Source organism: Micromonospora sp. ATLC16, from assembly GCF_057196645.1.
The window spans coordinates 13239-37859 of the sequence record NZ_JBXUOW010000025.1 but is presented as its reverse complement, the minus strand read 5'-3'; the positions used below and the strand labels follow the sequence as shown (position 1 = coordinate 37859).

Here is a 24621-nt window from a genome sequence, read left to right as displayed (position 1 = left end):
GTACCATCGCCACGATGAACTCTCCAACGCCTGACGTGGCGGCCCCGGCCGCGCCCTCTCGGCCGGAGGTGCCCCGGGCCCTGCCCAACGGGCTCGCCGCGTTCCTGGTCTTCTACTCCAGCGGTGCCGTCCTGGTGCTGGAGACCGCCGCGTTGCGCCTGGTCGGACCGTACGTGGGGGTCACCCTTCAGGTGACCAGCTCGGTCATCGGCATCGCGTTGGCGGCGATCGCGTACGGCGCGTGGGCGGGCGGCTGGCTGGCCGACCGGCGCAACCCCCGTACGCTCCTGGCCCCGGCGCTGGTGCTCTCCGGCATCGCCACCGCGATCACCCTGCCGGCGGTGCGGTACGCCGGTGAGGTTTTGCGCGGCGGCGCGGCCAGCACGGTCCTGCTGCTGGTCGCGGTCGCCGTGTTCGCGCCCGCGATGCTGCTCTCGGCGGTCAGCCCACTGGTGATCAAACTTCAGCTCGCCGACCTGCGCCGCACCGGCCAGGTCGTCGGCCGGCTCTCCGGCATCGGCACCCTCGGTGCCGTCACGGCCACCCTGATCACCGGGTTCGTGCTGGTGGCCGCCCTGCCCAGCACCGTCATCCTGTTCGGGTTGGCCGCCTCCCTCGGCATCACCGGTATCGCGCTCGGGGTGTACCTGCACCGGCAGGACCGGGCCGCCCTGCCCGGCCCGGCCCGGGTAAAGGCCGCCCTGGCGGTGCTCGGCCTGGCCGGGGCCGGGCTGACCATGGTCGCCCCGAATCCCTGCGACGTCGAGACGGCCTACCACTGCGCCCGCGTCCAGGCGGATCCGGGGCGGTCCAGCGGGCGGACGCTGTTGCTCAACTCGGCCCAGCACTCGTACGTGGACCTTGCCGACCCGACCCACCTGGAGTACGCGTACACCCGGTGGATCGGGGCGGTGGCCGACGTGATCGCACCGGAGGGGCAGCGGCTCGACGCGCTGCACCTGGGCGGCGGCGGGTTCACCGTGCCGCGATACCTGACCGCCACCCGGCCCGGCACCGACAACCTGGTGTTCGAGATCGACGGCGGGCTGGTCGAGCTGGGGGAGCGGCGGCTCGGCGTACGCCAGGGACCGGACCTGCGGGCGGTGGTGGGCGACGCCCGGATGCTGGTGGCCGACGGGGCGACCGACAGCCGGGACTTCGTGGTGGGCGACGCCTTCGGGCACCTGGTGGTGCCCTGGCACCTGGCCACCAGGGAGATGGCCGCCGAGATCCGCCGGGTGACCCGCCCGGGAGGGGTGTACGTGCAGAACGTCATCGACTACCCGCCGCTGCGGTTCATCCGCAGCGAGGTGGCCACCGTTGCCGCCGAGTTCGGCCACGTCGCCCTGATCGCTCCGCCCGAGGCATTGGCCGGTGAGCGGGGTGCCAACTTCCTGATCGTCGCCTCTGACGTACCGCTGCCGCTGGCCGCGGTACGGGCCCGCCTCGACGATGTCAACGACCCGGCGAGCCTGATCAGCGGCGGTGACCTGACGGACTTCGTCGGCGACGCGCTGGTGCTCACCGACGACTATGCTCCGGTGGACCAACTGCTCGCCACCGCCTGATTGGGTGAGATCCGTGACCGAATCAGACCAGGAAGGTGTAGGCGGCTTCATGTCGGGCAACAACGCGAACCATGGGTGATGCGGTGAGCAGAGGCGCGCAACTGCTCGGTGAGCGGTACCGGCTCATCGAACAGCTCGGCGCGGGCGGCATGTCGGTGGTCTGGCGGGGCTACGACGAGGTGCTCGGCCGGCAGGTCGCGGTAAAGGTGCTCGCCTCCCGGCTGGCCAGCGACCGGGCGTTTCGGCACCGGATCCGGATCGAGGCTCAGGCCTCCGCCCGGCTCTGCCACCCCAACATCACGAACGTGTACGACTACGGCGAGTCCGTGCAGGTCGGGTTGACCGTGCCGTACGTGGTGATGGAACTGATCGACGGTGGTCCGCTGACCGCGCGGTTGGCCCGCGACGGACGTCTGCCGTGGCGGGAGGCGGTGACGGTGGCAGCCGAGGTCGCCTCCGCGCTGGCCACCGCGCACGCCAGGGGTGTGGTGCACCGCGACGTGACCCCTGGCAACGTGATGCTCACCGCGACCGGGGTGAAGGTGGTCGACTTCGGAATCTCGGCACTCGTCGGTGAGAGCGAGAAGGGGCCCGACGGCACCCTGCTCGGGACCCCGGCCTACCTCGCTCCGGAACGGCTCGACAACGGCCAGGTCAGCCCGGCCACCGACGTGTACGCGGTCGGCCTGCTGCTGTACCGGATGCTCACCGGTCGGCTGCCCTGGCAGGCCGACACCACCACCCAGATGCTGCGCGCCCACATGTACCGCGAGCCGGAACCGATGCCCGACCTGCCGGGCCTGCCTGGCGGCGTCGTCGACCTCGTCCAGCGCTGCCTGGCGAAGCGACCGGCGGATCGGCCGGGCACCGCCGAACTGGCCCGGGTCCTCGCCGAGGCGGCCGGCAAGGTGCCGACGGTGCCGGCGGGCACCGGTGTGGGTGACACCGACCCGTCGTCGCTGGCCGAAGCCGGAACCACGATCCTGCCCTGGTCCGCGGCGACCGATGCGCTGCCCCTGGCCGGCCTGCGCACCCGTCGCCGGCTGAACCGTCGGCGTCGGATCGAGGCGGTGACGGCCGCCGCCGGGCTGATGGCGGTCACGGCGGCGGTCTGGGGGGTCACGTCGCACAGCCCCGCCAGCGGCGGGATCGACCAGCCGACCCAGGCGCGCATCGGCGGCGAACAGGAGATTCCCTGCCAGGTGACGTACGCGCTGCGCAAGGATTCCGGCAAGGACTTCTCCGCGGAGCTGAGCCTGACCAACACCGGGGAGCGCGAGCTGCGCGACTGGACCATGAGTTTCGCGTTCCCCGGCGAGCAGCAGGTGACCGGCGCGACTCCCGCGCCGGTACGGCAACAGGGTCGGTCGGTGGCGGTGCAACCGGTCCCGCAGCGGCCGGCGCTGGCGCCAGGCGCCACCGAGAAGGTGAACCTGACCGGGCGGTACTCCGGGACGAACCCGCTGCCGGTGGAGTTCCGGGTCGGCACGGCGGTGTGCGGGGTACAGGTCTCCGGCGTTGCCGGCACCGCGCCCACCACCAAGCCTGCACCCACCAAGCCTGCACCCACCAAGCCGGCACGTACCAAGTCGGCTACGGCCAAGACGGTGAAGGCAACCGCCGGCAAGGCCGGGTCGGGCGGCTCCGAACCGAAGGCGAAGGAGCCCAAACCTGAGAAGGCCAAGCCGGACAAGGGCAAGGGCGGCGGGAAGCCGCAGCCGGGTAAACCCGGCAAGGGCCCCGGCCGGTGAGCTGATCGGTCAGGACAGCGTGGAGAAGCGCTGAACCTGTTCTATGGTCCCCTCCACGATGAGAATCGTGTCATCGGCGAGTTGCATGTCGTCCGAGAAGTACCGGTACCGCTGCTCGCTGGAGCGCTTGATGCCGATCACCCGTACGCCGTAGCGGTCCAGCAGTTGGATCTCGCTGGTCGGGCGACCCGCGAGCGACCGCGGAACGCGGATCCGGGCCACCGCGAAGGCCTCGTCGAACTCCACGAAGTCAATCATCCGACTGATGATCAGGTGGGCGAGTCGCTCGCCGGTCTCCGCCTCGGGGAAGATCACGCGGTGCGCCCCGACCGAGGAGAGGATCTTCGCGTGCTGCCCCGAGGTCGCCCGGGCCCAGATCTGCGGTATGCCCAGCTCCACCAGGGCGAGCACGGTGAGCACGCTGGCCTCGACGGAGGCGCCGATGGCCACCACCACCCGGGGGAGGTCGGTCAGGCCGAGCTGGCGCAGCGCGCCCTCGTCGGTGGCGTCGGCCTGCGCTACCTGGTCGAGCATCGACGACCACTTCTGCACCTGCTGGGCGTCCCGGTCGACGGCCACCACCTCGCGGCCGAGCGCGGAGAGCGATTCGGCCAGATGGCTGCCGAACCGGCCGAGGCCGATCACGGCGATGCCGCCCGGGTCCGATGTCCTATCCGACAATGGGTTGCTCCTCTGGGTAGCGGTAGAGCCGGCGTCGGGTGTTCAGCGCGATCGCCGAGCCGAAGGTGAGCGGCCCGACCCGGCCGACGTACATGAGCACGATCAGCAGCAACTGGCCACCGTCGGACACGGAGGACAGGACGCCCACCGAGAGCCCGGTGGTGCTGAACGCCGACGTGACCTCGAACAACGCGGCGTAGAACGGAAGCTTGTCGGTCATCGCGATCAGGGTGGCGGTCCCGCCGGCCACGATCGCGACGCTGAGCAGCGCGACGGTGAGGGCCTGCCGCTGGCTGGCGGTGGCGATCCGACGGTGACCGACCGTGACGTCCGGCTCGCCCCGGACCTCAGCCCAGATGACGAAGGCGAGCAGGAAGAAGGTGGAGACCTTGATACCGCCGGCCGTGCTGGCGCTGCCGCCACCGATGAACATCAGCCCGATCAGCAGGATGTGGCTCTCCTCCCGAAGCAGGTCGGTCGGCACCACCTCGAAGCCGCCGGTGCGGGACAACGCGATCTGCGCGAACGCGGCCACCACCTTGCCGGGTACGTCGTACTGGCCGACGGTCCACGGGTTGGCCCACTCGGCGGACAGGAACGCGACCGCACCGAAGGCGACAAGTGCCGCGCTGCCCCAGATGGTCAGCTTGGTGGCGGCCGCCCAGCGGGCCGGCTGCCGCCATCTCCGGACGGCCTCGAACATGGCCGGAAACCCGAGTCCGCCGATGATCGCGCCGAGGGCCAACGGCAGGCTGACCCACGGGTCACGGGAGAAGGCCAACAACCCATCGGGGTAGAGAGAGAATCCGCAGTTGTTGAAAGCCTGGATGGAGTGGAACGCGGCGGACCAGAGGGACCGCCAGAACGGCTGTTCGTAGCCCAGCCAGAGCCGGCCGGTGACGAGGACGGTCATCGCCACCTCGCAGGCGAAGACCGTGGTGGCGATGCGCAGCAGCAGCCGGCGCACGTCGCCGATCCCGTACTCCGCGGTCTCGGCCTGCACCAGCAGCCGGTTGTGCAGCCCGAGCCGCCGGGACACGGTGAGGATCACCAGCGCGGCACCGGTCAGGATGCCGAGCCCACCCAGCTGGGTGAGCACGGTGATGAGCACCAGCCCGGAGCCGGACCAGTAGCTCGGGGTGTCGGTGAGGGTCAGGCCGGTGACCGAGATGGCCGACGTCGCGGTGAACAGCGCGGTCATGAACGGAGTGTGCTGGTACTCGCTCGTCATCGGCCGCAGCATCAACAGCCCGGTGCCGATCAGGATCGCCACCAGGAAAACCAGCGGCACGAGCCGCACCGGGTGACGAAGAAACCGACGCACCAGACAATCTTCCGATTCTGCGCGGCTTCGCGGGCGTGAACCGACATCCCGACGCCCCTCGTCGCCGGCCTGCCTTGCTCTGCTTCACCGGACGCAACGGCGGAGGATTCACCGGATTGTCAGGCGCGGACCAACTGCCGGTCAGCCCGGGCGGGTCTGCTGAGGCGGTCCCCCCGACGAGTCAAGGAGACCGCGTTGCGACGTACCCTTTCCGCCCTCGGTGTGTCGGTGACCCTGCTCGCCGCCGCCCTGGCCACACCCATGGTCGCCACGGCCAAGCCGGACGGCACGGACCCGGCCCGCGTCGGCGACCAGCCCATCGTCATCGGTCACCGGGGCGCCAGCGGCTACCGGCCGGAGCACACGCTGGAGGCGTACCGGCTGGCGATCCGGATGGGTGCCGACTACATCGAACCGGATCTGGTGTCGACCGCCGACGGTGTGCTGGTCGCCCGGCACGAGAACGAGATCAGCGGTACCACCGACGTGGCGGCCAAGCCCGAGTTCGCCGATCGCCGGACCACGAAGACCATCGACGGGGCGTCGGTGACCGGCTGGTTCACCGAGGACTTCACCCTGGCCGAACTGCGGACGCTGCGGGCCAAGGAGCGGCTGCCCCAGGTACGAGTGACGAACACCGCGTTCGACGGCAGGTTCCAGGTGCCGACCTTCGAAGAGGTGATCGACCTGGCCCGGGTCGAGGGCCGGACGCGTGGCCGAGTGATCGGTGTCTACCCGGAGACCAAGCACCCGACGTACTTCGCCTCGATCGGCCTGCCGCTGGAGGAGCCGCTCGTCGAGACGCTGCGCCGGAACAAGTTGACCAAGCGGAACGCTCCGGTGATCGTCCAGTCCTTCGAGACGGCCAACCTGCGGCGGCTGGACCGGATGATCGACGTGCGGCTGGTACAGCTGCTCAACGCCGCCGGCCAGCCCTACGACTTCACCGCGGCCGGGGACACCCGCACGTACCGCGACCTCGCCGCCCCCGCCGGCCTGCGCTGGATCTCCCGGTACGCCGACGGCGTCGGGGTACACAAGGACCTGATCGTGCCGCGGAACTCCACCGGTGGCCTGCTCGCCCCGACCACCCTGATCAGGGATGCGCACCGGGAGAAACTGATCGTGCACGCCTGGACCTTCCGGGCGGAGAACCAGTTCCTCCCGGCCGACTTCCGGATCGGCACCGACCCGAACGCCCGCGGCGACATCCAGTCCGAGTACGAACTGTTCTACCGCCTCGGCCTCGACGGCGTCTTCACCGACCAACCCGACACCGCGGTCGCCGCCCGCGCCGCTCTCCCTCGGCACTGACCCCGACCGTCACACCACCCGCGCCGATCGGCCCGCCGTCCACCCCGGCCGGCGGGCCACACCCACACCCACACCCACACCCCGCCTGCCTGTCCCGCCTCCCGGCCTGCAACTTCGGGGACGTTGCTGTCCCCGCGACCACCACCATTCCCGGAGTGCTGCGGGGCACGGGATCGCCGGTCGCGGGCGTAGAGTCGGCGAGGCGGGTGGACAGGCTGCGGAGGACCGTCGGGTTGGGGTGCTGATGATCACGGATGCGACGTTGGTCCGCATCGGCCACGGGGTCGAGTTGCACCATCAACAGGGCCAGCGGGAGGCCGCCCGCGACGTGTTCGCGCAGGTGTGGGACGAAATCGGCGGGGAGCGGGGCGATCCGCTGCACGTCTGCGTCCTCGCGCACGCGATGGCCGACGTGCAGGACGACGTCCACCAGGAATTGGTCTGGGACCTGCGGGCGCTGGCCGCGGCCGAGCTGATCACCGACGCCGACGTCGCGCGGGCCGGGGTACCGATGTCGGTGGCGAGTCTGTATCCGTCGTTGCACCTCAACCTCGGTGAGTGCTACCGCAAACTCGGAGATCTCGAACGGGCCCGCGAGCATCTTCAGCATGCGCGGGCGGCAATCGGCGCGCTCGGCGACGATCCGTACGCGCAACTGATCAAGGGCGGCCTGGACCGGCTCGCGCGGCTGTTGTCAGGCGAGTAGGCGAGCGCTGTCGCAGACCTAACCGCCCGGGTCCGTCGTGCGCGGGATGCCGCAACTCGCGCCTGAGCTTCCGGTCAATGTTGGTCGCCCAGCGCGGGGCGGGAGGCCCGGGATGTACCCGGGTTGCCGGCGAGAACCGCCCACCCCGCGACCGGACTGCGTCAGCCGCGCAGGTCGCGTCGACGACGCAGCGTCAGAAGACTTACGCCGAGCACGATCGTGCCCAGACCCAGGGCAGTGATCATCAGGAGACCGTTGCCTCCGGAGCTGCCGGTGATCGGCAACTTCGAGCCGGTCGGTGTCACCGTCGGGCTTGCGGTGGGACTGCCGGTCGGTGTCGGTGTGGGGCTTGCGCTGGCGGCGCAGGTATGGGTGAGGACGAACTGTAGGCCCGGCTCGGCTTCCCCGGTCACCACTGCGGTGGCAGTGATCAGGGTCCGGCCTGCAGGCAGGATCACCCACGCCTTGCTGGTGCCGATCCGGACGATGGCGCTGTCCTCCGCGTCGGGGATGGTCACGTCGACCATGCCGTCGTCGGGCACGCTGAAGGTCGCGGTGACGGACACGAAGTCCCGCTGTACGGACGGCAGGTTGAACACCCAGACGTCCCGGTTCGGGTAGGGCCCGCCGCCGAGGTTCGGGTCGCACTCCTGCTCGAAGTCGGCCGCCGTGGTCGGGACGTTGCCCGGGTTGATGTCGATGGTGGTCTCCTCGACGGGCTGTACCGCCGCCGACCGTAGGGTTTGGGCGAGGGCCGGGCCCGAAGCCATTGCCAACACGATGCCCACCGCCACAATGACGGAGGCCCTCGAAACAGTTTCACGATCTTCCCCGTGGTGAAGAGTAGGTATTGCTGGACATGAGCCAGATTAGTGAGTAATGACAGTATTTGTCCGAAAAATCCCCTCTGGCCAGGATGTCGAGTCGTGGGTCTCGCCTACACACACGCCGGCGCGGATGTGCGCCACGGTGCCGAACCGCCGTTCGCGGGACCGCCTCGTTCCGTCTGAGGTGATGCCAGAGCCATTGCTGACGAGTTACTTGTGTGTTTCACCCACATAGCCCGTGGGTGACGTCACTTCTAGCGTGAGCCGACACATAAGGTTCCTCCCTCTGAGTCCTCACGTGGAGTCGCAATGACGGTCCGGACGACACGGCGGGTGTTCCTCTCCGCCGCCACGATGATGGCCGCGGCGATCGCCGCCACGGCCTGTGGCAGCCCCCAGGACACCGCCAACGGTGGCGGCGACAGCGCCGCGCCGGTGAAGGTTGGTCTGGTCTACTCCCAGTCGGGAGCGCTGGCCAGTTACGGAAAGCAGTACATCGAGGGGTTCAGGGCCGGCCTGGACTTCGCCACCGACGGCACCAACAAGGTGGGTGACCGCGCGATCGAGATCACCGAGGTCGATGACGCGGGTGATCCGGCGAAGGCGGTCTCCGCGGCCAAGGACCTGATCGGCAAGGGCAACAAGATCATCGCCGGTTCGACGGCCTCGGGCGTGGCGCTCCAGGTGGCACCGATCGCCGCGCAGAACAAGGTGCTGTTCATCTCCGGGCCGGCCGCCACCGACGCGCTGACCGGCGCCAACAAGTACACGTTCCGTTCCGGCCGCCAGTCGTACCAGGACGTGGTGACCGCGAAGTCGTTCATCGGCGACCCGGCCGGCAAGAAGGTCGTGGTGTTCGCCCAGGACGGCGCCTTCGGCGACGCCAACGAGGCCGCGGTCAAGGCCGTCATCGGCGGAGCCGGCGCGAGCGTCAGCGCCGTCCGGGCGCCGGCCAGCGCGACCGAGTTCACCCCGTTCGCCAGCCAGATCAAGTCCGCCAAGCCGGACCTGCTCTTCGTCGCCTGGGCCGGCACCACCGCCCCGGCCATGTGGCAGACGCTGGACCAGCAGGGCGTGCTGACCTCCACCACCGTCGTCACCGGCCTCGACATCCGCGCCTCGTGGCCCACCTTCGGCGCCGCCGGAAGCAAGATCTCCTTCCTGTCGCACTACTTCGACGGCGCCAGCGACACCGAGGCGGGCAAGGCCGCGAAGGCGAAGGTCCCCGGCGGCACGCTCGACCTGTTCCACCCGGACGGCTTCGCCGCCGCCCAGATGGTGGTCCGCGCCGTGGCCGAGGGTGGCGACGACGTCGAGAAGATGGTCGCCGCGCTGGAGGGCTGGAGCTTCGAGAGCGTGAAGGGCAGCATGACCATCCGCGCCGAGGACCACGCGCTGCTCCAGCCGATGTACCAGGCGAGCCTGACCGGCAGCGGCGACACCTTCACCGCGACCGCGCAGAAGGCGCTCACCGCCGACGAGACCGCACCGCCGGTCCAGGCGATGAAGGGCTGAGGCGGAAATGCTCACCACCCGCGGTCTGACCTGGCGGATCGGTGAGGTGTCCATCGTCGACTCCGTCCACCTGGACCTGGCACCCGGGGAGTTCCTCGGCGTGATCGGCCCGAACGGTGCCGGCAAGACCTCACTGTTCAACCTGATCACCGGCCTGCGCCGGGCCACCGAAGGTCGAGTGACCCTGGACGGCAAGGACGTCTCCGACCTGCCGCCGTACCGGCGGGCCCGACTGGGCCTGGGCCGTACCTTCCAGGCGTCCTCGGTGTTCGGCTCGCTGAGCGTGCTGGAGAACGTCCGGCTCGCCGTGCAGGCACACCGCGGGGGTTCGCTCAAGTTGTGGCGGCGGGCGGCGGCCGACCGGGAGGTCGCCGCCGCCGCCGACGCGGCGCTCGACCGGGTCGGCCTGGCCCACCGGGGTACGGCGCTGGCCGGCACCCTCGCACACGGCGAGAAGCGGAAGCTGGAGATCGCCCTGCTGCTGGCCGGTGAGCCACGGGTGATGCTGCTCGACGAGCCGATGGCCGGGGTCAGCGCCGAGGACGTGCCGGAACTGGTCCAGGTGATCCGTTCGTTGACCGGGGACAGCGGCCGGGCGGTGCTGATGGTGGAGCACCACATGGACGTGATCCTCGAACTGGCCGACCGGATCGCCGTGATGCACCACGGCGCGCTGCTGGCCTGCGACACACCGGAGACGGTGATGGCCAACCCGACAGTACAAGAGGCCTACCTCGGGGAGTCGCTGTGAGCGAACCCGTATTGACCGTGGAGGAACTGTCGGTCCGGATCGCCGGGCTGCACATCCTCCAGGGAGTGTCGTTCACGGTCGCGCCGACCGGGGTCACCGTGCTGCTCGGCCGCAACGGGGTCGGCAAGACCACCACGCTGCGCGCGGTCGTGGGGCTGACCCCACGCAACGGCGAGGTGCACGGCACGGTCCGGATGGGTGCCCAGAGCCTGCTGTCCCAGCGGACCCACCGCCTGGTCCGCGGTGGGCTCGGCTACGTGCCGGAGGACCGCTGCGTCTTCGCCGGGCTCACCGTCGCGGAGAACCTGCGGCTCGCCGAGCGGCGCGGCACCACCCCGGCGTACGACCGGGTGTTCGCGCTCTTCCCCGAGCTGGACCGGCGTTCCCGGCAGCGGGCCGGCTCGCTCTCCGGCGGGCAGCAGCAGATGCTCGCCATCGGCCGGGTGCTGCTCAACGACAACCGGCTGCTGCTTGTCGACGAGCCGACCAAGGGCCTGGCGCCGAAGGTGGTGACCGAGGTGGCCGAGGTGCTGGAACGGGTCGCGGAGTCCGTGCCGGTGCTGCTGGTCGAGCAGAACCTGGCGGTGGTCCGGCGGCTGGCCCGCGACGCGGTGGTGCTCGCCGCCGGGCGGGTCGCCTGGACCGGCGACGCCCAGGAGCTGTTGTTGGAGACCGCGCTGACCCGGTCCCTGCTCGGCGTCGGCTCGGCCGAGGGCCACCAGCCCGCCGGGCCGGCGACCGACCAGCCCGTTGGATCGGCAACCGACCGCGTCGCCGGTCGGCGGGCCGCCGCCGCGTCGGCCCCGGAGGACGGTAGCTGATGGACGCGATCATTCTGTTGACGCTCACCGGCCTCGGCCTGGCCGCTCTGTACTTCCTGGTCGCCTCCGGGCTGTCGCTGGTCTTCGGTCTGGCCGACGTGCTCAACTTCGCCCACGGGCTCTTCCTCGGCGTCGGCGCGTACGCCACCTGGTGGGCGGCGGGGAACCTGCCCGGCGCCGGCCCGGACGGCCTCGGCTTCGTGGTCGCGGTCGCCTTCGGGGTGGCCGCCGGCACGCTGATGGCGGTGCTGGTCGAGTTGGTGCTGATCCGGCCGCTCTACTCGCGCACCATCGAGCAGGTGCTGGTCACCGTCGGTCTCTCGCTGGCCGGCGTGGCGCTGTTGCAGGCCACCTGGGGTGCGGACGCACGACCGTTCCCGCGCCCGGCCTGGACCCGCGAGGTGACCTCGATCTTCGGCGCGCAGGTGCCAAACGGAGGTCTGCTGCTGATCGTCGCCGCGGCGCTGGTCCTCGGCGCGATCCTCGCCTTCCTCCGCTGGACCCGCTACGGCCTGATCATCCGGGCCGGAGTGGAGAACCGGGAGATGGTGACCGCGCTCGGCATCGACGTACGCAAGGCGTTCACCCTGGTCTTCGCCATCGGCGGGGCCGCGGCGGCGCTGGCCGGGGCGCTGGGCAGCGTCTATTTCGGCACCGTCTCGCCACAGCAGGGCGGCTCGCTGCTGATCTTCGCGTTCATCGTGGTGGTCATCGGCGGCATGGGCTCGGTGGTCGGGTCCGCGTACGCGGCGGTCGCGGTCGGGCTGCTGCAACAGTTCGTCAACTACTACGGCACCTCCGGGCTGGGTGACATCTGCGTGGTGGCGCTGCTGGCCGTGGTGCTGCTGTTGCGCCCACAGGGCATCGCCGGAAAGGCGGTTACGGCATGACAGAGGTCAAGAGCCCCGAGGTTCCCGCGCCGCCGGCGACGGTGCCCGACGAGTTGACCGGGCAACCGGGCCGCTGGGGTCGGCTCCGGCCGTTCCTGCCGCTTGTCGCGCTGGCGGTGGCGGTGATCCTGCCGTACTCGACGGTGCACCTGCCGGGCATCTTCGAGGGCGCGCTGAACTCGCCGGGCACCCTGCAACTGCTCGCCGTGTGTCTGATCTTCGGCGGTCTGGCGGCCGGTTACGACCTGCTGTTCGGCCGGACCGGGATGCTCTCGTTCGGTCACGCCCTCTACTTCGCCGCCGGTGTCTACGGCACCGACATCCTGATCACCCGGGCCGGGCTGCCGCTGTGGCAGGCCGCGCCGCTGGCCATCGTCGGCGGAACCATCCTCGCCGGGCTGCTCGGCGCGGTGGCGCTGCGTACGGTCGGCATCGCCTTCGCCATGGTGACGCTGGCGTTCGCGCAGGTCGGGGCGATCCTGGTGGCCCGGGACTTCGGTGGGCTCACCGGCGGTGAGGAGGGGCTGCCGCTGGACGTCGCCGGGCTGCCGGACGGGCTGGTCGGTGTCACCAACACGGTCAACCTGTACTGGTTCGCGCTGGCGTATCTCGTGGTGGTGGTGTTCGTGGTGCACCGGGTCAGCGGCTCGCCGACCGGGCGGGTGCTGGCCGGGGTACGCGACGACGAGCGCCGCATCGGCGTGCTCGGGTTGGATCCGTACCGCTTCAAGCTTGTCGCCTTCACCCTGGCCGGCGGTCTCGCGGCGGCCGGCGGGGTGGTCTACTGCCTGATCGTCGGTGGTGCCTCGCCGCACATCACCAGCAGCGAACTGACCCTGTCGCTGCTGGTGATGGTGGTTCTCGGCGGGCCGGGTACCCGGTGGGGCCCGGTGCTGGGCGGCATCCTCTACATGTACCTGGACCACCGACTGGTGTCGTTCGGCACCTCCGACGCGGTGAACGCGCTGCCGGCGTTCCTCAGCCGGCCGCTGTCCCAGCCGCTGTTCGTGCTCGGCACGGTCTTCATCCTGGCCGTCTACTTCTTCCCCGGCGGCCTGGCCAGCCTCGCACCTCGCCTGACCCTGCTCCGTGACTCCCTGCGTCCCGGCTCCCGGCACCAGGGTTGATCACGAGGCCGGCGGGACGGCACGGACGGCGTGCCGTCCCGCCGCGCTAGCCTCAAGATCGGTGCTCCGGTCCAGTCCGACCTCCGGGCGGCCATCGTCGCTTCGGAACGGCGGCGGATCCGGACGGGAGCGTACGGGACAAGTGGTGACGGGAAGGACGGCATGAGCGAGCGGTTGGCCGTGGTCAGCGGCGGTGGCACGGGGATCGGAGCGGCCGTGGCGCGGGCGCTCGTCGTGGACGGGTGCTCGGTGCTGGTCGTGGGCCGGCGTGCGGAGGTGCTCACGGCGACCACCGAGCGGATCGGTGCCGAATGCGGCCGTCCCGACGCGATCCGTGCCGTGACGGCGGACCTCACCGACCCCGACGAGGTGGTGAAGGTGGTCGAGGCGGTCGGTGAACGACCGGTCGACGTGCTGGTCAACAACGCTGGCGGCTACCACAGCGCGGACCGGGACACGCTTGCCGGGATCGCCGCGAACTGGCGGGCGACCCTGGACACCAACGTGCTCACCGCGGTGCTGCTCACCGAGGCGTTGCGACCGGCACTGCGCCGGCCCGGCGGGCGGGTGATCCTGATCAGCTCCATCGCCGCGCAGCGCGGTGGCGGCGACGCGTACTCGGCGGCGAAGGCGGCGCTGCACGGGTGGGCGTACAGCCTCGCGGCCCAGCTCGGGCCGGACCAGATCACGGTCAACGTGGTCAGCCCGGGCTACGTCGCCGAGACCGAGTTCTTCGCCGGCCGGATGACCCCCGAGGGCCACGCGCAGCGGGTGGCCGCGACCCTGGTCGGCCGGGCCGGGGTGCCGGACGACGTCGCCGAGTCGGTGCGCTACCTGGCCAGCCCCGCCGCCGGCTACGTCACCGGCCAGGTGCTCGGGGTCAACGGGGGGTCGGTGCTCGGCCGCTGACCGATCAGTCGTTGAGCATGTCGTACGCGGCGGAAGGGGCTGACTGGGCCTGCTCATCGGTGAACGCGACGACCGCCGGCGCCGCACCGAAGTCGAAGTACTCGACCACGTACTCGGACGCCTTCTTCTTGCCGGCTGCCGGAAACTCCAGCGTCAGCGAGGACAGGTTGCCGTCCGCGCCGACCACCGCGCTGAGCGGGAGCTGCTCGTCGGCGTCGCCGAGCGCGGCCGCCAGGGCGTCCGCCAGCTCCGGCACGGCGGACAGGTCCACCACGCCGGTGTACGTCCCGGGCTCACCGGTCTGGACGTCGGTGGCCGCGCGGATGATCGCGTCGGTGTTGCCCGGGTCGGTGCCCTCGTAGGTGGGCAGAGAGTCCGGCCCCTCGATCTTCGCCGGATCCAGTTCCATCCACTTGGTGGGCAGCTTCATCAGCTTCTGGATGTCCTTGGCGCCCTTGAAGTTCACCTTCATCCAGGTGCGTGACTCGACCATCCGGAAGGACATCTCCAGCGTGAAGTCCTTGTCCTTGCTGACCGTGTCGATGTCCATGCCCCGGTTCGCCGGATCGACCACACCGGAGACGTCCCCCGAGGAGTCGCTGGTGGTGAAGCGGAAGGCCGGGTCCTGCTCGCCTGGCACGGCCGCCAGCAACTCCTGCTTCGGGTCCGGCGGTGGTGGAGCCGCCTCCGGGGTGGCCTCGTCGTCGCAGCCGGCAACCAGGGTCGCGGCCATCAGGGCGGCGGCCACGGCCGCGAGACGGCGGGTCGTGGCGGTGGTGCCGGTTCGCTGAGTCATCTCGTCTCTTTCTGCGGGATCGAACGGGAATGGTAGAACACACTTCCGGCCGCGGTGCGGCTCTGCCGCCGCACCGCTGGTAGAAACGTCGGATGGGCCAGGAACGGACGGCGGTACGGCAGCGGGCCGAGGCGGTGCTGCAGCGGCTGGCCGGCGCGCAGGCCCGGCTCCGCGAGGACCAGTGGCGGGCGATCGAGGCGCTGGTGGTGGATCGGCGTCGGGTGCTCTGCGTACAGCGCACCGGGTGGGGCAAGTCGGCCGTGTACTTCGTGGCGACCGCGTTGCTGCGCGACCGCGACGGTCAGGGCGCCGGCACCGAATCCACCGGCCCGACGGTCATCGTCTCGCCGTTGCTGGCCCTGATGCGTAACCAGGTCGACGCCGCGGCCCGCGCCGGCATCCGGGCCCGCACCATCAACTCGGCGAACCTGGACGAGTGGGACGCGATCACCGCCGAGATCCACGCCGGCACGGTGGACGTGCTGCTGATCAGTCCGGAACGGCTCAACAATCCGGACTTCCGGGACACCGTGCTGCCGAAACTGGCCGCCACCACCGGTCTGCTGGTGGTCGACGAGGCGCACTGCGTGTCGGACTGGGGGCACGACTTCCGGCCGGACTACCGACGGCTGCGCACCTTCCTCGGTAACCTGCCGGACCGCACCCCGGTGCTCGCGACGACCGCCACCGCGAACGCCCGGGTGACCCGGGACGTGGCCGAGCAGCTGGGCACCGAACCGACCGCGGCGACCGGGCCACGACCGGACGTCCTGGTGCTGCGCGGCAGCCTGGACCGGGAGTCGCTGCGGCTGGGCGTGCTCGACCTGCCGAGCCCGGCGCACCGGCTCGGTTGGCTCGCCGACCACCTGGATCGGCTCCCCGGCTCCGGCATCGTCTACACGCTGACGGTGGCCTCGGCGACCGAGACCGCCGAGTTCCTCCGCTCGCGCGGTTGGGCGGTGGCCGCGTACACCGGACAGGCCGAGGATGCCGACCGCCGCGCCGCCGAGCAGGACCTGCTGGACAACAAGATCAAAGCGCTGGTGGCCACCAGCGCGCTCGGCATGGGTTTCGACAAGCCGGATCTCGGCTTCGTCGTGCACCTCGGCGCACCGCCGTCGCCGATCGCGTACTACCAGCAGGTCGGCCGGGCCGGGCGGGCCGTCGAACACGCCGAGGTGCTGCTGCTGCCCGGCGCCGAGGACGCGGCCATCTGGCGGTACTTCGCCTCACTGGCCTTCCCGCCCGAGGAGCAGGTCCGCGCGGTGCTGGCCGCGCTGCACACCGACCGGCCGCTGTCCACGCAGGCCCTGGAGCCCCTGGTGGATCTGCGTCGGGCCCGGCTGGAACTGATGCTCAAGGTGCTCGACGTGGATGGCGCGGTCCGCCGGGTACGGGGGGGCTGGCTCGCCACCGGCGAGCCCTGGACCTACGACGAGGCCCGGTTGCGTCGCGTCGCCGCTGCCCGCACCGCCGAACAACAAGCCATGGTCGAGTACGCGGCGACCACCGGCTGCCGGATGCGCTACCTGCGCGAATGCCTGGACGATGCGGAGGCGGTCGACTGCGGCCGGTGTGACCGCTGCGCCGAGCCACTGTTCCCGCCCGAGGTGTCGGCGGCCGCGCTGACCGCCGCGCAGACCTTCCTCGGCCGCCCCGGGGTGCAGGTCGCGCCGAAGAAGCTCTGGCCGACCGGGCTGGAGTCGGTCGGCGTGCCGTTGAAGGGGCGCATCGCCCCGACGGAACAGGCGCTGCCCGGCCGCGCCGTCGGCCGGCTGTCGGATCTCGGCTGGGGCGGTCGGCTGCGCGGGCTGGTCGGCCCGGACGCGCCGGACGGCCCGGCGCCCGACGACGTGGCCGCCGCCGTCGTCGAGGTGCTCAAGGCATGGGCGCACGGTGACGACCCGTGGCCGGACCGCCCGGCCGGGGTGGTCGCGGTCGGCTCCCGAACCCATCCGGAACTGGTCGGTTCGCTCGCCGAACGGATCGCCGCCGTCGGCCGGCTGCCGCTGCTGGGCCAGGTGATCACCGGCGGGTCGGTGGCCGCCGACGGTCCGCGTGGCAACAGCGCGCAGCGGGTACGCGCCCTGCACGGCACCCTCACCGTCCCCGCCGATCTCGCTTCCGCCGTCGCCGACCTGGACGGCCCGGTGCTGCTGGTGGACGACCTGGTCGACTCCGGCTGGACCATGACGATGGCGGCCCGGGAACTCCGCCGTGCCGGTGCCACCGGCGTGCTGCCGCTCGCACTCGCGGTCGCCGGCTGAGGATGCGACCGGAGCCACGATCCGGTCGACCCGCCGAGTGCCCGATCGGCCCGGCGGTACGGTGGGCGCATGGCTGACCAGGCACCCGACGCGCCCGCGCTCGGGTCGGTACGCACCGCCGAGCGACCAGTCGCCGGCCAGGAGTCAGGCGCGACTCCGGCCGGTCAGGCGCCTGGTGCGGCCTCGGCCGTGCCGGACCGGGCCACGCTGCGGTTGGCCCTGGTGATCGGCGGGCTCGTGCTGGCGGTGCTGCTCGGGTTCGGGCTCGGTCGGCTCAACGGGGGCGGTGGCCCGACGGCGGCCGGCGACACCGACAGCGCGTTGGCCGACCACTCCCACGCCCCCGGTGCCGGTGCGCACTCGCACGGCACCGACCAGAACGGGGCGGCCGAGGCCGGCGGTCTGGCGGTCAGCCGCGACGGCTACACCCTGACCCCGTCGACCGCCGAGTTCACCGCCGGGAAGGCGGGTGAGCTGCGGTTCCAGATCCGGGACGGGCAGCGTCGGGCGGTCACCCGGTTCGCGGTGGTGCACGAGAAGCCGATGCATGTGATCGTGGTGCGTCGGGACCTGTCCGGCTACCAGCACCTGCACCCGACCATGGCGGCGGACGGCACCTGGTCGGTGCCGCTGGCGCTGCCGTCGCCCGGCATATGGCGCGCGTACGCCGACTTCACCGCCGTCGCCGGCGACGGCCGGCAGACGGCGACGACGCTGGGGGTGGACCTGGTCGCGCCCGGCGGCTACACGCCCCGTGAACTGCCCACTCCGGCGACCACGGCCCGGGTCGACGACTTCACCGTCACGTACCAGGGCATTCCCCAGCCCGGGCTCACCGTGCCACTCGACTTCCGGATCACCGGGGCGGACGGCGCGACCCCGGCGCTGGAGCCTTACCTCGGCGCGTACGGTCACCTCGTCGCCTTGCGTGAGGGTGACCTCGGCTACCTGCACGTACATCCGGAGGCGGAGCTGGTCGACGGTGCGATCCGGTTCTGGCTCACCACACCCGCGCCCGGGCGGTACCGGCTCTACCTGGACTTCGCGACCGGGGGAGAGGTACGCACGGCAGAGTTCACGGTGTCGGTGCCCTAACGGCTGGGTCAGCCCGCCGTGCGGCGCATCGGTGCGGCGGTGGGGTCCGCCGGCCGGCGGACCGGGCGTCGGGCGAGGTAGCGCAGCAGGTCGCGGATGTGGTGTTTCTCCTCCGCCGGCACCGCCGGATCCGCCAACCGTTGCAGGATCACCCGCACATCGGCCTCCACCGGGCCGTCGTCGCCGCGTCGCCACGACCCGGGGCCCGCGTCGGGTAGGCCGAGGGCACGGAAGGCAGCCGCCACCGGCAGGTCGAGCGCGGCGCAGAAGCCGCGAACCTTGGCCAGCTCGGGATAGTCCTGCCAGTCGCCGGCGAGCCAGCGGAAGACGGTCGAGCGACCGACGCCGGTGTGGGCGGCCAGGTCGGTGACGGTCCAGCCGCGTTCCTCGCGGGCGTTGTCGATGGCCCGGCGCACGAAACGCGCGAAGGCCATCTGCGGCGAAACCTCTGCCGAACCCATTCGGTGGGTCTACCCTCCCGACCGGCACCCGACGGTGCGCTCTTCGAGGGTAGTACGGGAACGGCGCTCGACAACTGACTGATCGACCAGACGATTCCGGTGGTGAGCCGCGCACCCGTCACACCGTCGACGAAGCCTGCGTGAGCAGCGTCTCCAACCGGGGTGTGACCTGCCACTGGGCGACCAGGTCCCGGTACTCCGTGCGCTGGGCGGCGGTCGGGTCGGCACCGGTTCGTCGGGCCCGGATGAGCAGGTTTCGGGGGGTGTGCGCGGAGTCGACGAACTCGACCACCTCGGCCCGGTAGCCGTGCAACCGCAGCAGCCCGGCACGCAGCGCGTCGGTGAGGACGTCCGCGAAGCGCTCCCGCAGGATGCCCTGCCGGGTGAGCAGGTCGTACGGCCCCGGTGCCGGCCGGTTACGCAGCTGCGTAGCGACGTCGTGGTGGCAGCACGGCGCGGCGAGCACCCAGCGGGCGTGCCAGCCCACCGCCCGGGCCAGCGCCTCGTCGGTGGCGGTGTCGCAGGCGTGCAGTGCGAGCACCAGGTCGGGCGGCGGTTCGACAGCCGCGTCGGCGATCGTGCCGGCGACGAAACGCACCCGCCCGGCCCAGCCCAGCCGCTCGGCCAGCTCGGTGTTGCGGCGGCGCTGGTCGTCGCGCACGTCCACACCCACCAGCTCGACGTCGAGACCCGACCGGGACAGATAGCGGTACGCGGCGAAGGTCAGGTACGCGTTGCCGCAGCCCAGGTCCACCACTCGCAGCGGTCGGTCCAACTGCCCGGCCAGCCCGTCCGGAAGGGTGGCGGTCAGCGCCCGTAGGAACGCGTCCACCTGCCGCCGCTTGGCCGCCGAGCCGCCGATCTCGGCGAAGAGCGGATCGCCCGGATCGAGCAGGTAATCCTTGGCCCGGTCGTGCCCGGAGGCTGCCGCTGGAGCAGCAGACCGGCTCGCCGTGCTGCGGTGCACCTGGGCCTCGCCCGACTTGGTGACCCGCAGTTGCAGGGTGGCCTCGGCGGTCTCCACATGCCAGTTGCCGAACGGCTCGGCCAGCAGCGCCTCCACTGCGGCGTCCGCCTCGGCTCCCGGGCTCAGGTTGCAGGTGTGTGGCCGGGCCCCGTCGGAGGTGGAGATCTGCAGCCGCTGACCGGCCTTGAGGGCGACGGGGCGCAGCTCGGCCCGGATCACCGAGGGGCGCTGGCCGCGCCGCCGTCCGGCCGCCACGGCCCGGGTGAGGGCCGGTCCGAGCAGCATCGAGCGAACCTCGGCCAGGGCGGAGTCCAGTGGTTCGGGCATCGCTCCATCTTTCGGCACACTTCGGCGGCATCGTCAGCTGGCAGGCGGCAAGTGACCGCCTTGCGCACACCATCCGGCAGCTCTGCTTCAACCGGCGCACAGGTTTCGGCGCGTAGCCGGTGCGTGGAGTGAAGCAGAGCAAAGGGGGCGGACAGCAAGCACCGCCCGGGCGGCGACGGGTCGGTCAGCGGCGCTGGCCGCTTTCCGCCGCCTCGGGCGGTACGTCCGTCAGTCGGTGGTCGCCTCGGCCGGCGTACCGCTGTCGGCTGCGGCACCACGGCGGCGCCGGCGGCGACGCGGGCGCGGAGTGGCCTCACCGGCGCCGTCCTCGCCGCGGTCGGTGACCGCCTCAGCGGGCCCGCCGTCGACGGCCGTCGACGCGTTCTCGGCACCTGCCACCGCCTCGCCGGCCCGGCGACGCCGGCGACGTCGGGGGGTACGGGTGCCTTCCTCGGCGTCACTCGCGGTGGCGTCGGTCGGCGTGGTGTCGGCACCGTCCCGCCGGCGACCCCCGCCGCCGTGTCCACGGCCGCCCTCACCACGGCCGCCCTCACCACGGCCGCCCTCACCGCTACCACGGCGGCGGGTACCGCGCGGCTCGCCCCGCCGGGAGCGGCCACCACCCAGGTCCTCCTCGACCTCGGCGGCCAGTCCCGCACGGGTGCGTTCCGCGGTCGGCAGGGTGCCGGTGACCTCGGTGGAGATGTGCAGGTCGGTGTAGACATGCGGCGAGGTGTGGTACGTCTCCGGCGGCTCGGGCATGTCCAGGCCGAGCGTCTTGTCGATGATCCGCCAGCGGGGCATGTCGTCCCAGTCGACGAAGGTCACCGCGACACCGCTCGCGCCGGCCCGACCGGTCCGGCCGATCCGGTGGGTGTAGGTGTCCTGGTCTTCCGGACAGTCGTAGTTGATCACGTGGGTGACGCCGCTGACGTCGATACCCCGGGCTGCCACGTCGGTGGCGACCAGGGTGTCGATCTTGCCGGCCCGGAACGCCCGCAGGGCCCGCTCACGGGCACCCTGCCCCAGGTCGCCGTGCACCGCCGCGACCGCGAAGCCACGGAAGTCCAGGTCCTCTGCGACGCGGTCGGCGGCCCGCTTGGTCCGGGTGAAGATGATGGTCAGCCCGCGGCTGTCCGCCTGGAGGATCCGGGTCACGACCTCGATCTTGTTCATCGAGTGGGTGCGGTAGACGAGCTGCTCCGTCTGCGGTGACGGGCCCGTCTCGGCCGTGTGCCCGGCGTGGATGGTGATCGGGTGACGCAGGAAGCGGCGGGACAGCGTCACGATCGGATCCGGCATGGTCGCGGAGAAGAGCATGGTCTGCCGATCCTCCGGCAGCATCGCCAGGATCCGCTCGACGTCGTCGAGGAAGCCGAGGTCGAGCATCCGGTCGGCCTCGTCCAGCACCAGTGCGCGTACCCCGTGCAGGCGCAGATGCTTCTGCTTGGCGAGGTCCAGCAGCCGCCCCGGAGTGCCGACGAGGATCTCCACGCCCTTGCGCAACGCCTCGATCTGCGGCTCGTACGCGACGCCGCCGTAGATCGGCAGCACCCGTACGCCCCGGGTGCGGCTGGCGGCGGCGATGTCCTTGGCGACCTGGATGCCCAGCTCGCGGGTTGGTACGACGACAAGTGCCTGCGGCAGCCCGTCGCCACCCTCGTCGGGTGCGAAGACCCGCTCCAGCAGCGGTACGCCGAAGCCCAGCGTCTTGCCGGTGCCGGTCGGCGCCTGCCCGATCAGGTCAGCTCCGCGCAGCGCGATGGGCAGCGCATACTCCTGAATGGCGAAGGCGCGGGTGATGCCGGACGCGGCCAGCGCGTCGACGGTCTCGGCGCGGGCGCCGAGCTCGGCGAAGGTCGGTGCCTCCGGTCGGACCGGAGCGGTCGGGGCCAGTTCCTGGCCGTCGATGAGGTCTTGAATCGGCTCACTCATGTGGATTTGGGGGTGCCCTCTCGTGGGTGCGCCCCGTCATGTCCTCAGGGCGCGTTCGGTATGGCGCGGGCCACACGGTCGGCGGCAGAGAGCCGGGCGGACCGGGCCGCACGCGCGCCGTGGGTCGGACTTCGACCGGATCGGAGTTGACTCCGGCCGGATCGGCGCCTACGGCAACTGCTCCATGCTACCTGAACGGGCCAAACAGCGTCCCGATTCCGCAGGGGTCGGTGGCGACGCAAAGGTTTGTAAGTGGCCCGCATCACATTTTGCTGGGGTGGGTGGTCCGCGCGGGCCTGCCGGTGCCCCGGCCGGACGGCAGCCTGCGCACGTCTCCGCCCCCACCCCGCCCGGCCACGCCGTCGGGTGGCCGACCGGCTCACCGCGCTCGGCACGCCGCCGGACGACGCGATCACCGACGACTTCCTCCGGGAGATCGCGATCGCGCGGGGTGGGCCCGACCGTCAGCTGGTCCTCGACGTGCTGCCCGAGTCGCGGTACGCGGAGTTCGCCGCCGCGCCGAGATTCGGCTCGCCATCGAGGCCGACCCAGCCTGGCGGGCCGGCTGTCGATGTGGACCCGACGTCTGGTCGGCGAGGCGCTGTCCCGGGCGGGGCGCGTCGCCGCCGCCGACCACGGGGCACTCACCGCGCTGATCGCCGCGCACACCGCGCGGATGGCCGCCGTCGGGCTCAACAACTGAACAGGGACCGGCAACAGGCGGTGTGGCGAGGCGCCCCGCCCCGCCGGTCCTGTCGCCGGTCCGGCAGAACGTCAGCGGACGGTGAAACCCACCGCCCGAGGCGACGCCTCGGCGATCTCGACGTAGGCCACCTTGCCGACCGGCACGATCACTCGCCGCCCCTTCTCGTCGGTCAGGGAGAGAGTGCCCTCGCCCCTGGCGATGGCGTCGGTCACGATCTGCTCGATCTCGGCCGGCGACTGCGCGCTCTCCAGGACCAGCTCGCGCGGCGCGTACTGCACGCCGATCTTGACCTCCACTGTGCCTCCTCCATCGGGCGAAATGGCCGCCCTGCGAAGGCTATCCGATCACAAGGTCGAAGGTCAGGCTGACTCACCTTGCAGCGGGAAGCTGGCGATGCCCCGCCAGGACAGCGCCGCGACCAACGCCTCGGCCTCGGCCTTGGGCACCTGGCGACCGCCGGCCAACCAGAACTGCGCGGCGGTCTCGGCCGCGCCCACCAGGCCCGAGGCGAGCAGCTCGGCGTGCGCCCGGCTGACCCCGGTGTCAGAAATGATCGTGTCGGTGATCGCCGCGATGCAGCCCTGCCCGACCCGCTCCACGCGCTGCCGCACGGCCGGCTCGTTGCGCAGATCCGACTCGAAGACCAGCCGGAAGGCCTCGCTCTCGTGGTCGACGAAGTCGAAGTACGCCCGCACCGAGGCGCTGACCCGCTCCTTGTTGTCGGTGGTGCTCCCCATCGCGTCGTGCACCTTGGCGACTATCGCGTCACAGTGCGTGTCCAGCAGCGCGAGATAGAGCTCCATCTTGCCGGGGAAGTGTTGGTACAGCACCGGCTTGGAGACCCCGGCCCGCTCGGCGATGTCGTCCATGGCCGCAGCGTGGTAACCCTGCGCGACGAACACCTCCTGAGCAGCGGCAAGTAGCTGCTTGCGGCGCGCCGAACGGGGCAGGCGCGTGGGTCGTCCGGCGGTCTGGGCGCCGTTCCCCACAGCGGTCATGGGAACCTCCGAGGTTGTCGTACGGGCCGGCATTTCACCCGAACCGGTCGGGGGCCCCTCGGCCCCTCGCGGAATTGGCCCGCCGCTGTAACTTATCGCCACTGTCGCCACACGGTAGCCTCAGCGGGGGCGACCAAGGAGCGCGCGGTGAGTGAAACAGGGCAACCCGGTGCCGCCACCCCGGGAGAGCACGGCGACGGGACGGGTCAGCGTGATGACCTGGCCCGTTCCGGCAACGGGTGGGCGCCGCCACCGGTCGACTGGTCGTGGGGTCCCGAGGTCGTGCCCGGTTCCGAAACGACCAGGCCGCGGCCGGAGTCCCCGTCCGGTTGGGCCATCGCCTCGTCACGGCACGCCGATCTGCCCGCTCCCGTCGGTGAGCAGGTGGAGTCGGAGCGGCCCGTGCGGGTCAACGGGAACCACGTCAACGGCCACCGGACGAACGGCACGCCCGTCGCGGACCAGACGCCGGCCAACCGGCACGCCCCGGTCAGCGCCCCGCCCGGCCTGCGTGGGCCGGCTCAGGAGCCCGGCAAGGACCGGCTTGTCGTACCGGCCCCCCGCCCGGCACCGTCCGGCGAGCCACCGGTGACCACCGGCACCAGCCTGCCGACCTCGTCGCCCCCGGCCGTGCAGGTGCCGCCCGTCGGCACCGCTCCCTCCGGCTTCGAGATGCCACCCGGCCTGCACGCACCCACCGCCGAACGGTCCGGTGAGGGCCCGACGGGTGGCCGGCAGCAGAGCTGGGACGACGGATTCCCGTCGGAGCCGGCCGGCGAGCCCTGGATGACCGCGCCGGTCGCCGATCAGGCCGCCGGGCCGAACGACCACCCTTCGGCCGGCAGCGACCAGCCCGCCCGCTGGTCGGACGCGTCGGGCGGCACC

General features: G+C 71.6%; 22 protein-coding genes. 13 read left to right on the top strand and 9 right to left on the bottom strand.

What is annotated here, in order from left to right:
- Positions 1-14: 14 nt before the first annotated feature.
- Complete coding sequence (locus tag AC2CHE_RS13155; protein WP_484505192.1) at positions 15-1568, top strand: fused MFS/spermidine synthase; 1554 nt, start codon at positions 15-17, stop codon at positions 1566-1568.
- Between the two features lie 71 nt (positions 1569-1639).
- Entirely contained in the window at positions 1640-3319 is a 1680-nt protein-coding gene (locus tag AC2CHE_RS13150) for a serine/threonine-protein kinase (RefSeq protein WP_484505191.1), read from the top strand.
- A gap of 9 nt (positions 3320-3328) precedes the next feature.
- Here the strand turns inward: AC2CHE_RS13150 and AC2CHE_RS13145 are convergent, their stop codons facing one another.
- Both AC2CHE_RS13145 and AC2CHE_RS13140 read right to left on the bottom strand, forming a co-directional pair.
- The gene (locus AC2CHE_RS13145) at positions 3329-4000 is read right to left on the bottom strand and encodes a potassium channel family protein (protein ID WP_484505190.1); all 672 of its coding nucleotides are present in this window, start codon (positions 3998-4000) and stop codon (positions 3329-3331) included.
- Positions 3990-5324, bottom strand: coding sequence for a TrkH family potassium uptake protein (locus AC2CHE_RS13140; RefSeq protein WP_484505189.1), 1335 nt, complete (start codon positions 5322-5324; stop codon positions 3990-3992). The genes AC2CHE_RS13145 and AC2CHE_RS13140 overlap by 11 nt, the downstream gene beginning before the upstream one ends.
- Before the next feature lie 195 nt (positions 5325-5519).
- Here AC2CHE_RS13140 and AC2CHE_RS13135 point away from each other — a divergent pair, with 195 nt between their 5' ends.
- Together AC2CHE_RS13135 and AC2CHE_RS13130 are read left to right on the top strand one after the other, a co-directional pair.
- Positions 5520-6638, top strand: a complete 1119-nt coding sequence (locus AC2CHE_RS13135) for a glycerophosphodiester phosphodiesterase (RefSeq protein WP_484505188.1) — start codon at positions 5520-5522, stop codon at positions 6636-6638.
- 244 nt (positions 6639-6882) lie between these two features.
- Positions 6883-7344, top strand: coding sequence for a tetratricopeptide repeat protein (locus AC2CHE_RS13130; protein ID WP_484505187.1), 462 nt, complete (start codon positions 6883-6885; stop codon positions 7342-7344).
- Between the two features lie 161 nt (positions 7345-7505).
- Here the strand turns inward: AC2CHE_RS13130 and AC2CHE_RS13125 are convergent, their stop codons facing one another.
- Positions 7506-8114, bottom strand: coding sequence for a hypothetical protein (locus AC2CHE_RS13125; protein WP_484505186.1), 609 nt, complete (start codon positions 8112-8114; stop codon positions 7506-7508).
- A 366-nt stretch (positions 8115-8480) separates the two neighbouring features.
- On the opposite strand from AC2CHE_RS13125, the gene AC2CHE_RS13120 reads away from it, so the two are divergent.
- From AC2CHE_RS13120 to AC2CHE_RS13095, 6 genes are all read left to right on the top strand, one after another.
- Complete coding sequence (locus AC2CHE_RS13120) at positions 8481-9686, top strand: substrate-binding domain-containing protein (protein WP_484505185.1); 1206 nt, start codon at positions 8481-8483, stop codon at positions 9684-9686.
- A 7-nt stretch (positions 9687-9693) separates the two neighbouring features.
- Positions 9694-10437 (top strand): ABC transporter ATP-binding protein, encoded by a 744-nt coding sequence (locus AC2CHE_RS13115; RefSeq protein WP_484505184.1) that lies wholly within the window; start codon positions 9694-9696, stop codon positions 10435-10437.
- Positions 10434-11258, top strand: a complete 825-nt coding sequence (locus AC2CHE_RS13110; RefSeq protein WP_484505183.1) for an ABC transporter ATP-binding protein — start codon at positions 10434-10436, stop codon at positions 11256-11258. Before AC2CHE_RS13115 ends, AC2CHE_RS13110 begins: the two co-directional genes overlap by 4 nt.
- Complete coding sequence (locus AC2CHE_RS13105; RefSeq protein ID WP_093403525.1) at positions 11258-12148, top strand: branched-chain amino acid ABC transporter permease; 891 nt, start codon at positions 11258-11260, stop codon at positions 12146-12148. The genes AC2CHE_RS13110 and AC2CHE_RS13105 overlap by 1 nt, the downstream gene beginning before the upstream one ends.
- On the top strand, positions 12145-13275 hold the full coding sequence (locus AC2CHE_RS13100) for a branched-chain amino acid ABC transporter permease (RefSeq protein WP_484505182.1): 1131 nt from the start codon (positions 12145-12147) through the stop codon (positions 13273-13275). The genes AC2CHE_RS13105 and AC2CHE_RS13100 overlap by 4 nt, the downstream gene beginning before the upstream one ends.
- A 162-nt stretch (positions 13276-13437) precedes the next feature.
- A complete protein-coding gene (locus tag AC2CHE_RS13095; protein ID WP_484505181.1) occupies positions 13438-14184 on the top strand; it encodes an SDR family NAD(P)-dependent oxidoreductase in 747 nt (248 codons plus the stop codon).
- Positions 14185-14188: 4 nt separating this feature from the next.
- On the opposite strand, the gene AC2CHE_RS13090 is transcribed toward AC2CHE_RS13095, so the two are convergent.
- The gene (locus tag AC2CHE_RS13090; RefSeq protein WP_484505180.1) at positions 14189-14980 is read right to left on the bottom strand and encodes a hypothetical protein; all 792 of its coding nucleotides are present in this window, start codon (positions 14978-14980) and stop codon (positions 14189-14191) included.
- Between the two features lie 92 nt (positions 14981-15072).
- Here AC2CHE_RS13090 and AC2CHE_RS13085 point away from each other — a divergent pair, with 92 nt between their 5' ends.
- Both AC2CHE_RS13085 and AC2CHE_RS13080 read left to right on the top strand, forming a co-directional pair.
- On the top strand, positions 15073-17247 hold the full coding sequence (locus tag AC2CHE_RS13085; RefSeq protein ID WP_484505179.1) for a RecQ family ATP-dependent DNA helicase: 2175 nt from the start codon (positions 15073-15075) through the stop codon (positions 17245-17247).
- A gap of 69 nt (positions 17248-17316) precedes the next feature.
- Positions 17317-18342, top strand: a complete 1026-nt coding sequence (locus tag AC2CHE_RS13080; RefSeq protein WP_484505178.1) for a hypothetical protein — start codon at positions 17317-17319, stop codon at positions 18340-18342.
- A gap of 8 nt (positions 18343-18350) precedes the next feature.
- Here AC2CHE_RS13080 and AC2CHE_RS13075 read toward each other — a convergent pair whose 3' ends face one another.
- The 3 genes from AC2CHE_RS13075 to AC2CHE_RS13065 form a co-directional block, all read right to left on the bottom strand.
- On the bottom strand, positions 18351-18803 hold the full coding sequence (locus tag AC2CHE_RS13075; protein WP_484505177.1) for a helix-turn-helix domain-containing protein: 453 nt from the start codon (positions 18801-18803) through the stop codon (positions 18351-18353).
- Between the two features lie 118 nt (positions 18804-18921).
- Positions 18922-20097 (bottom strand): class I SAM-dependent methyltransferase, encoded by a 1176-nt coding sequence (locus tag AC2CHE_RS13070; RefSeq protein WP_484505176.1) that lies wholly within the window; start codon positions 20095-20097, stop codon positions 18922-18924.
- Positions 20098-20325: 228 nt separating this feature from the next.
- On the bottom strand, positions 20326-22032 hold the full coding sequence (locus AC2CHE_RS13065; protein WP_484505175.1) for a DEAD/DEAH box helicase: 1707 nt from the start codon (positions 22030-22032) through the stop codon (positions 20326-20328).
- Positions 22033-22603: 571 nt separating this feature from the next.
- Here AC2CHE_RS13065 and AC2CHE_RS13060 point away from each other — a divergent pair.
- The gene (locus AC2CHE_RS13060) at positions 22604-22735 is read left to right on the top strand and encodes a hypothetical protein (RefSeq protein WP_484505174.1); all 132 of its coding nucleotides are present in this window, start codon (positions 22604-22606) and stop codon (positions 22733-22735) included.
- A 71-nt stretch (positions 22736-22806) separates the two neighbouring features.
- Here AC2CHE_RS13060 and AC2CHE_RS13055 read toward each other — a convergent pair whose 3' ends face one another.
- Positions 22807-23034 (bottom strand): DUF3107 domain-containing protein, encoded by a 228-nt coding sequence (locus tag AC2CHE_RS13055; RefSeq protein WP_484505173.1) that lies wholly within the window; start codon positions 23032-23034, stop codon positions 22807-22809.
- A 63-nt stretch (positions 23035-23097) separates the two neighbouring features.
- Complete coding sequence (locus AC2CHE_RS13050) at positions 23098-23736, bottom strand: TetR/AcrR family transcriptional regulator (protein ID WP_484505172.1); 639 nt, start codon at positions 23734-23736, stop codon at positions 23098-23100.
- Positions 23737-24621: the final 885 nt, after the last annotated feature.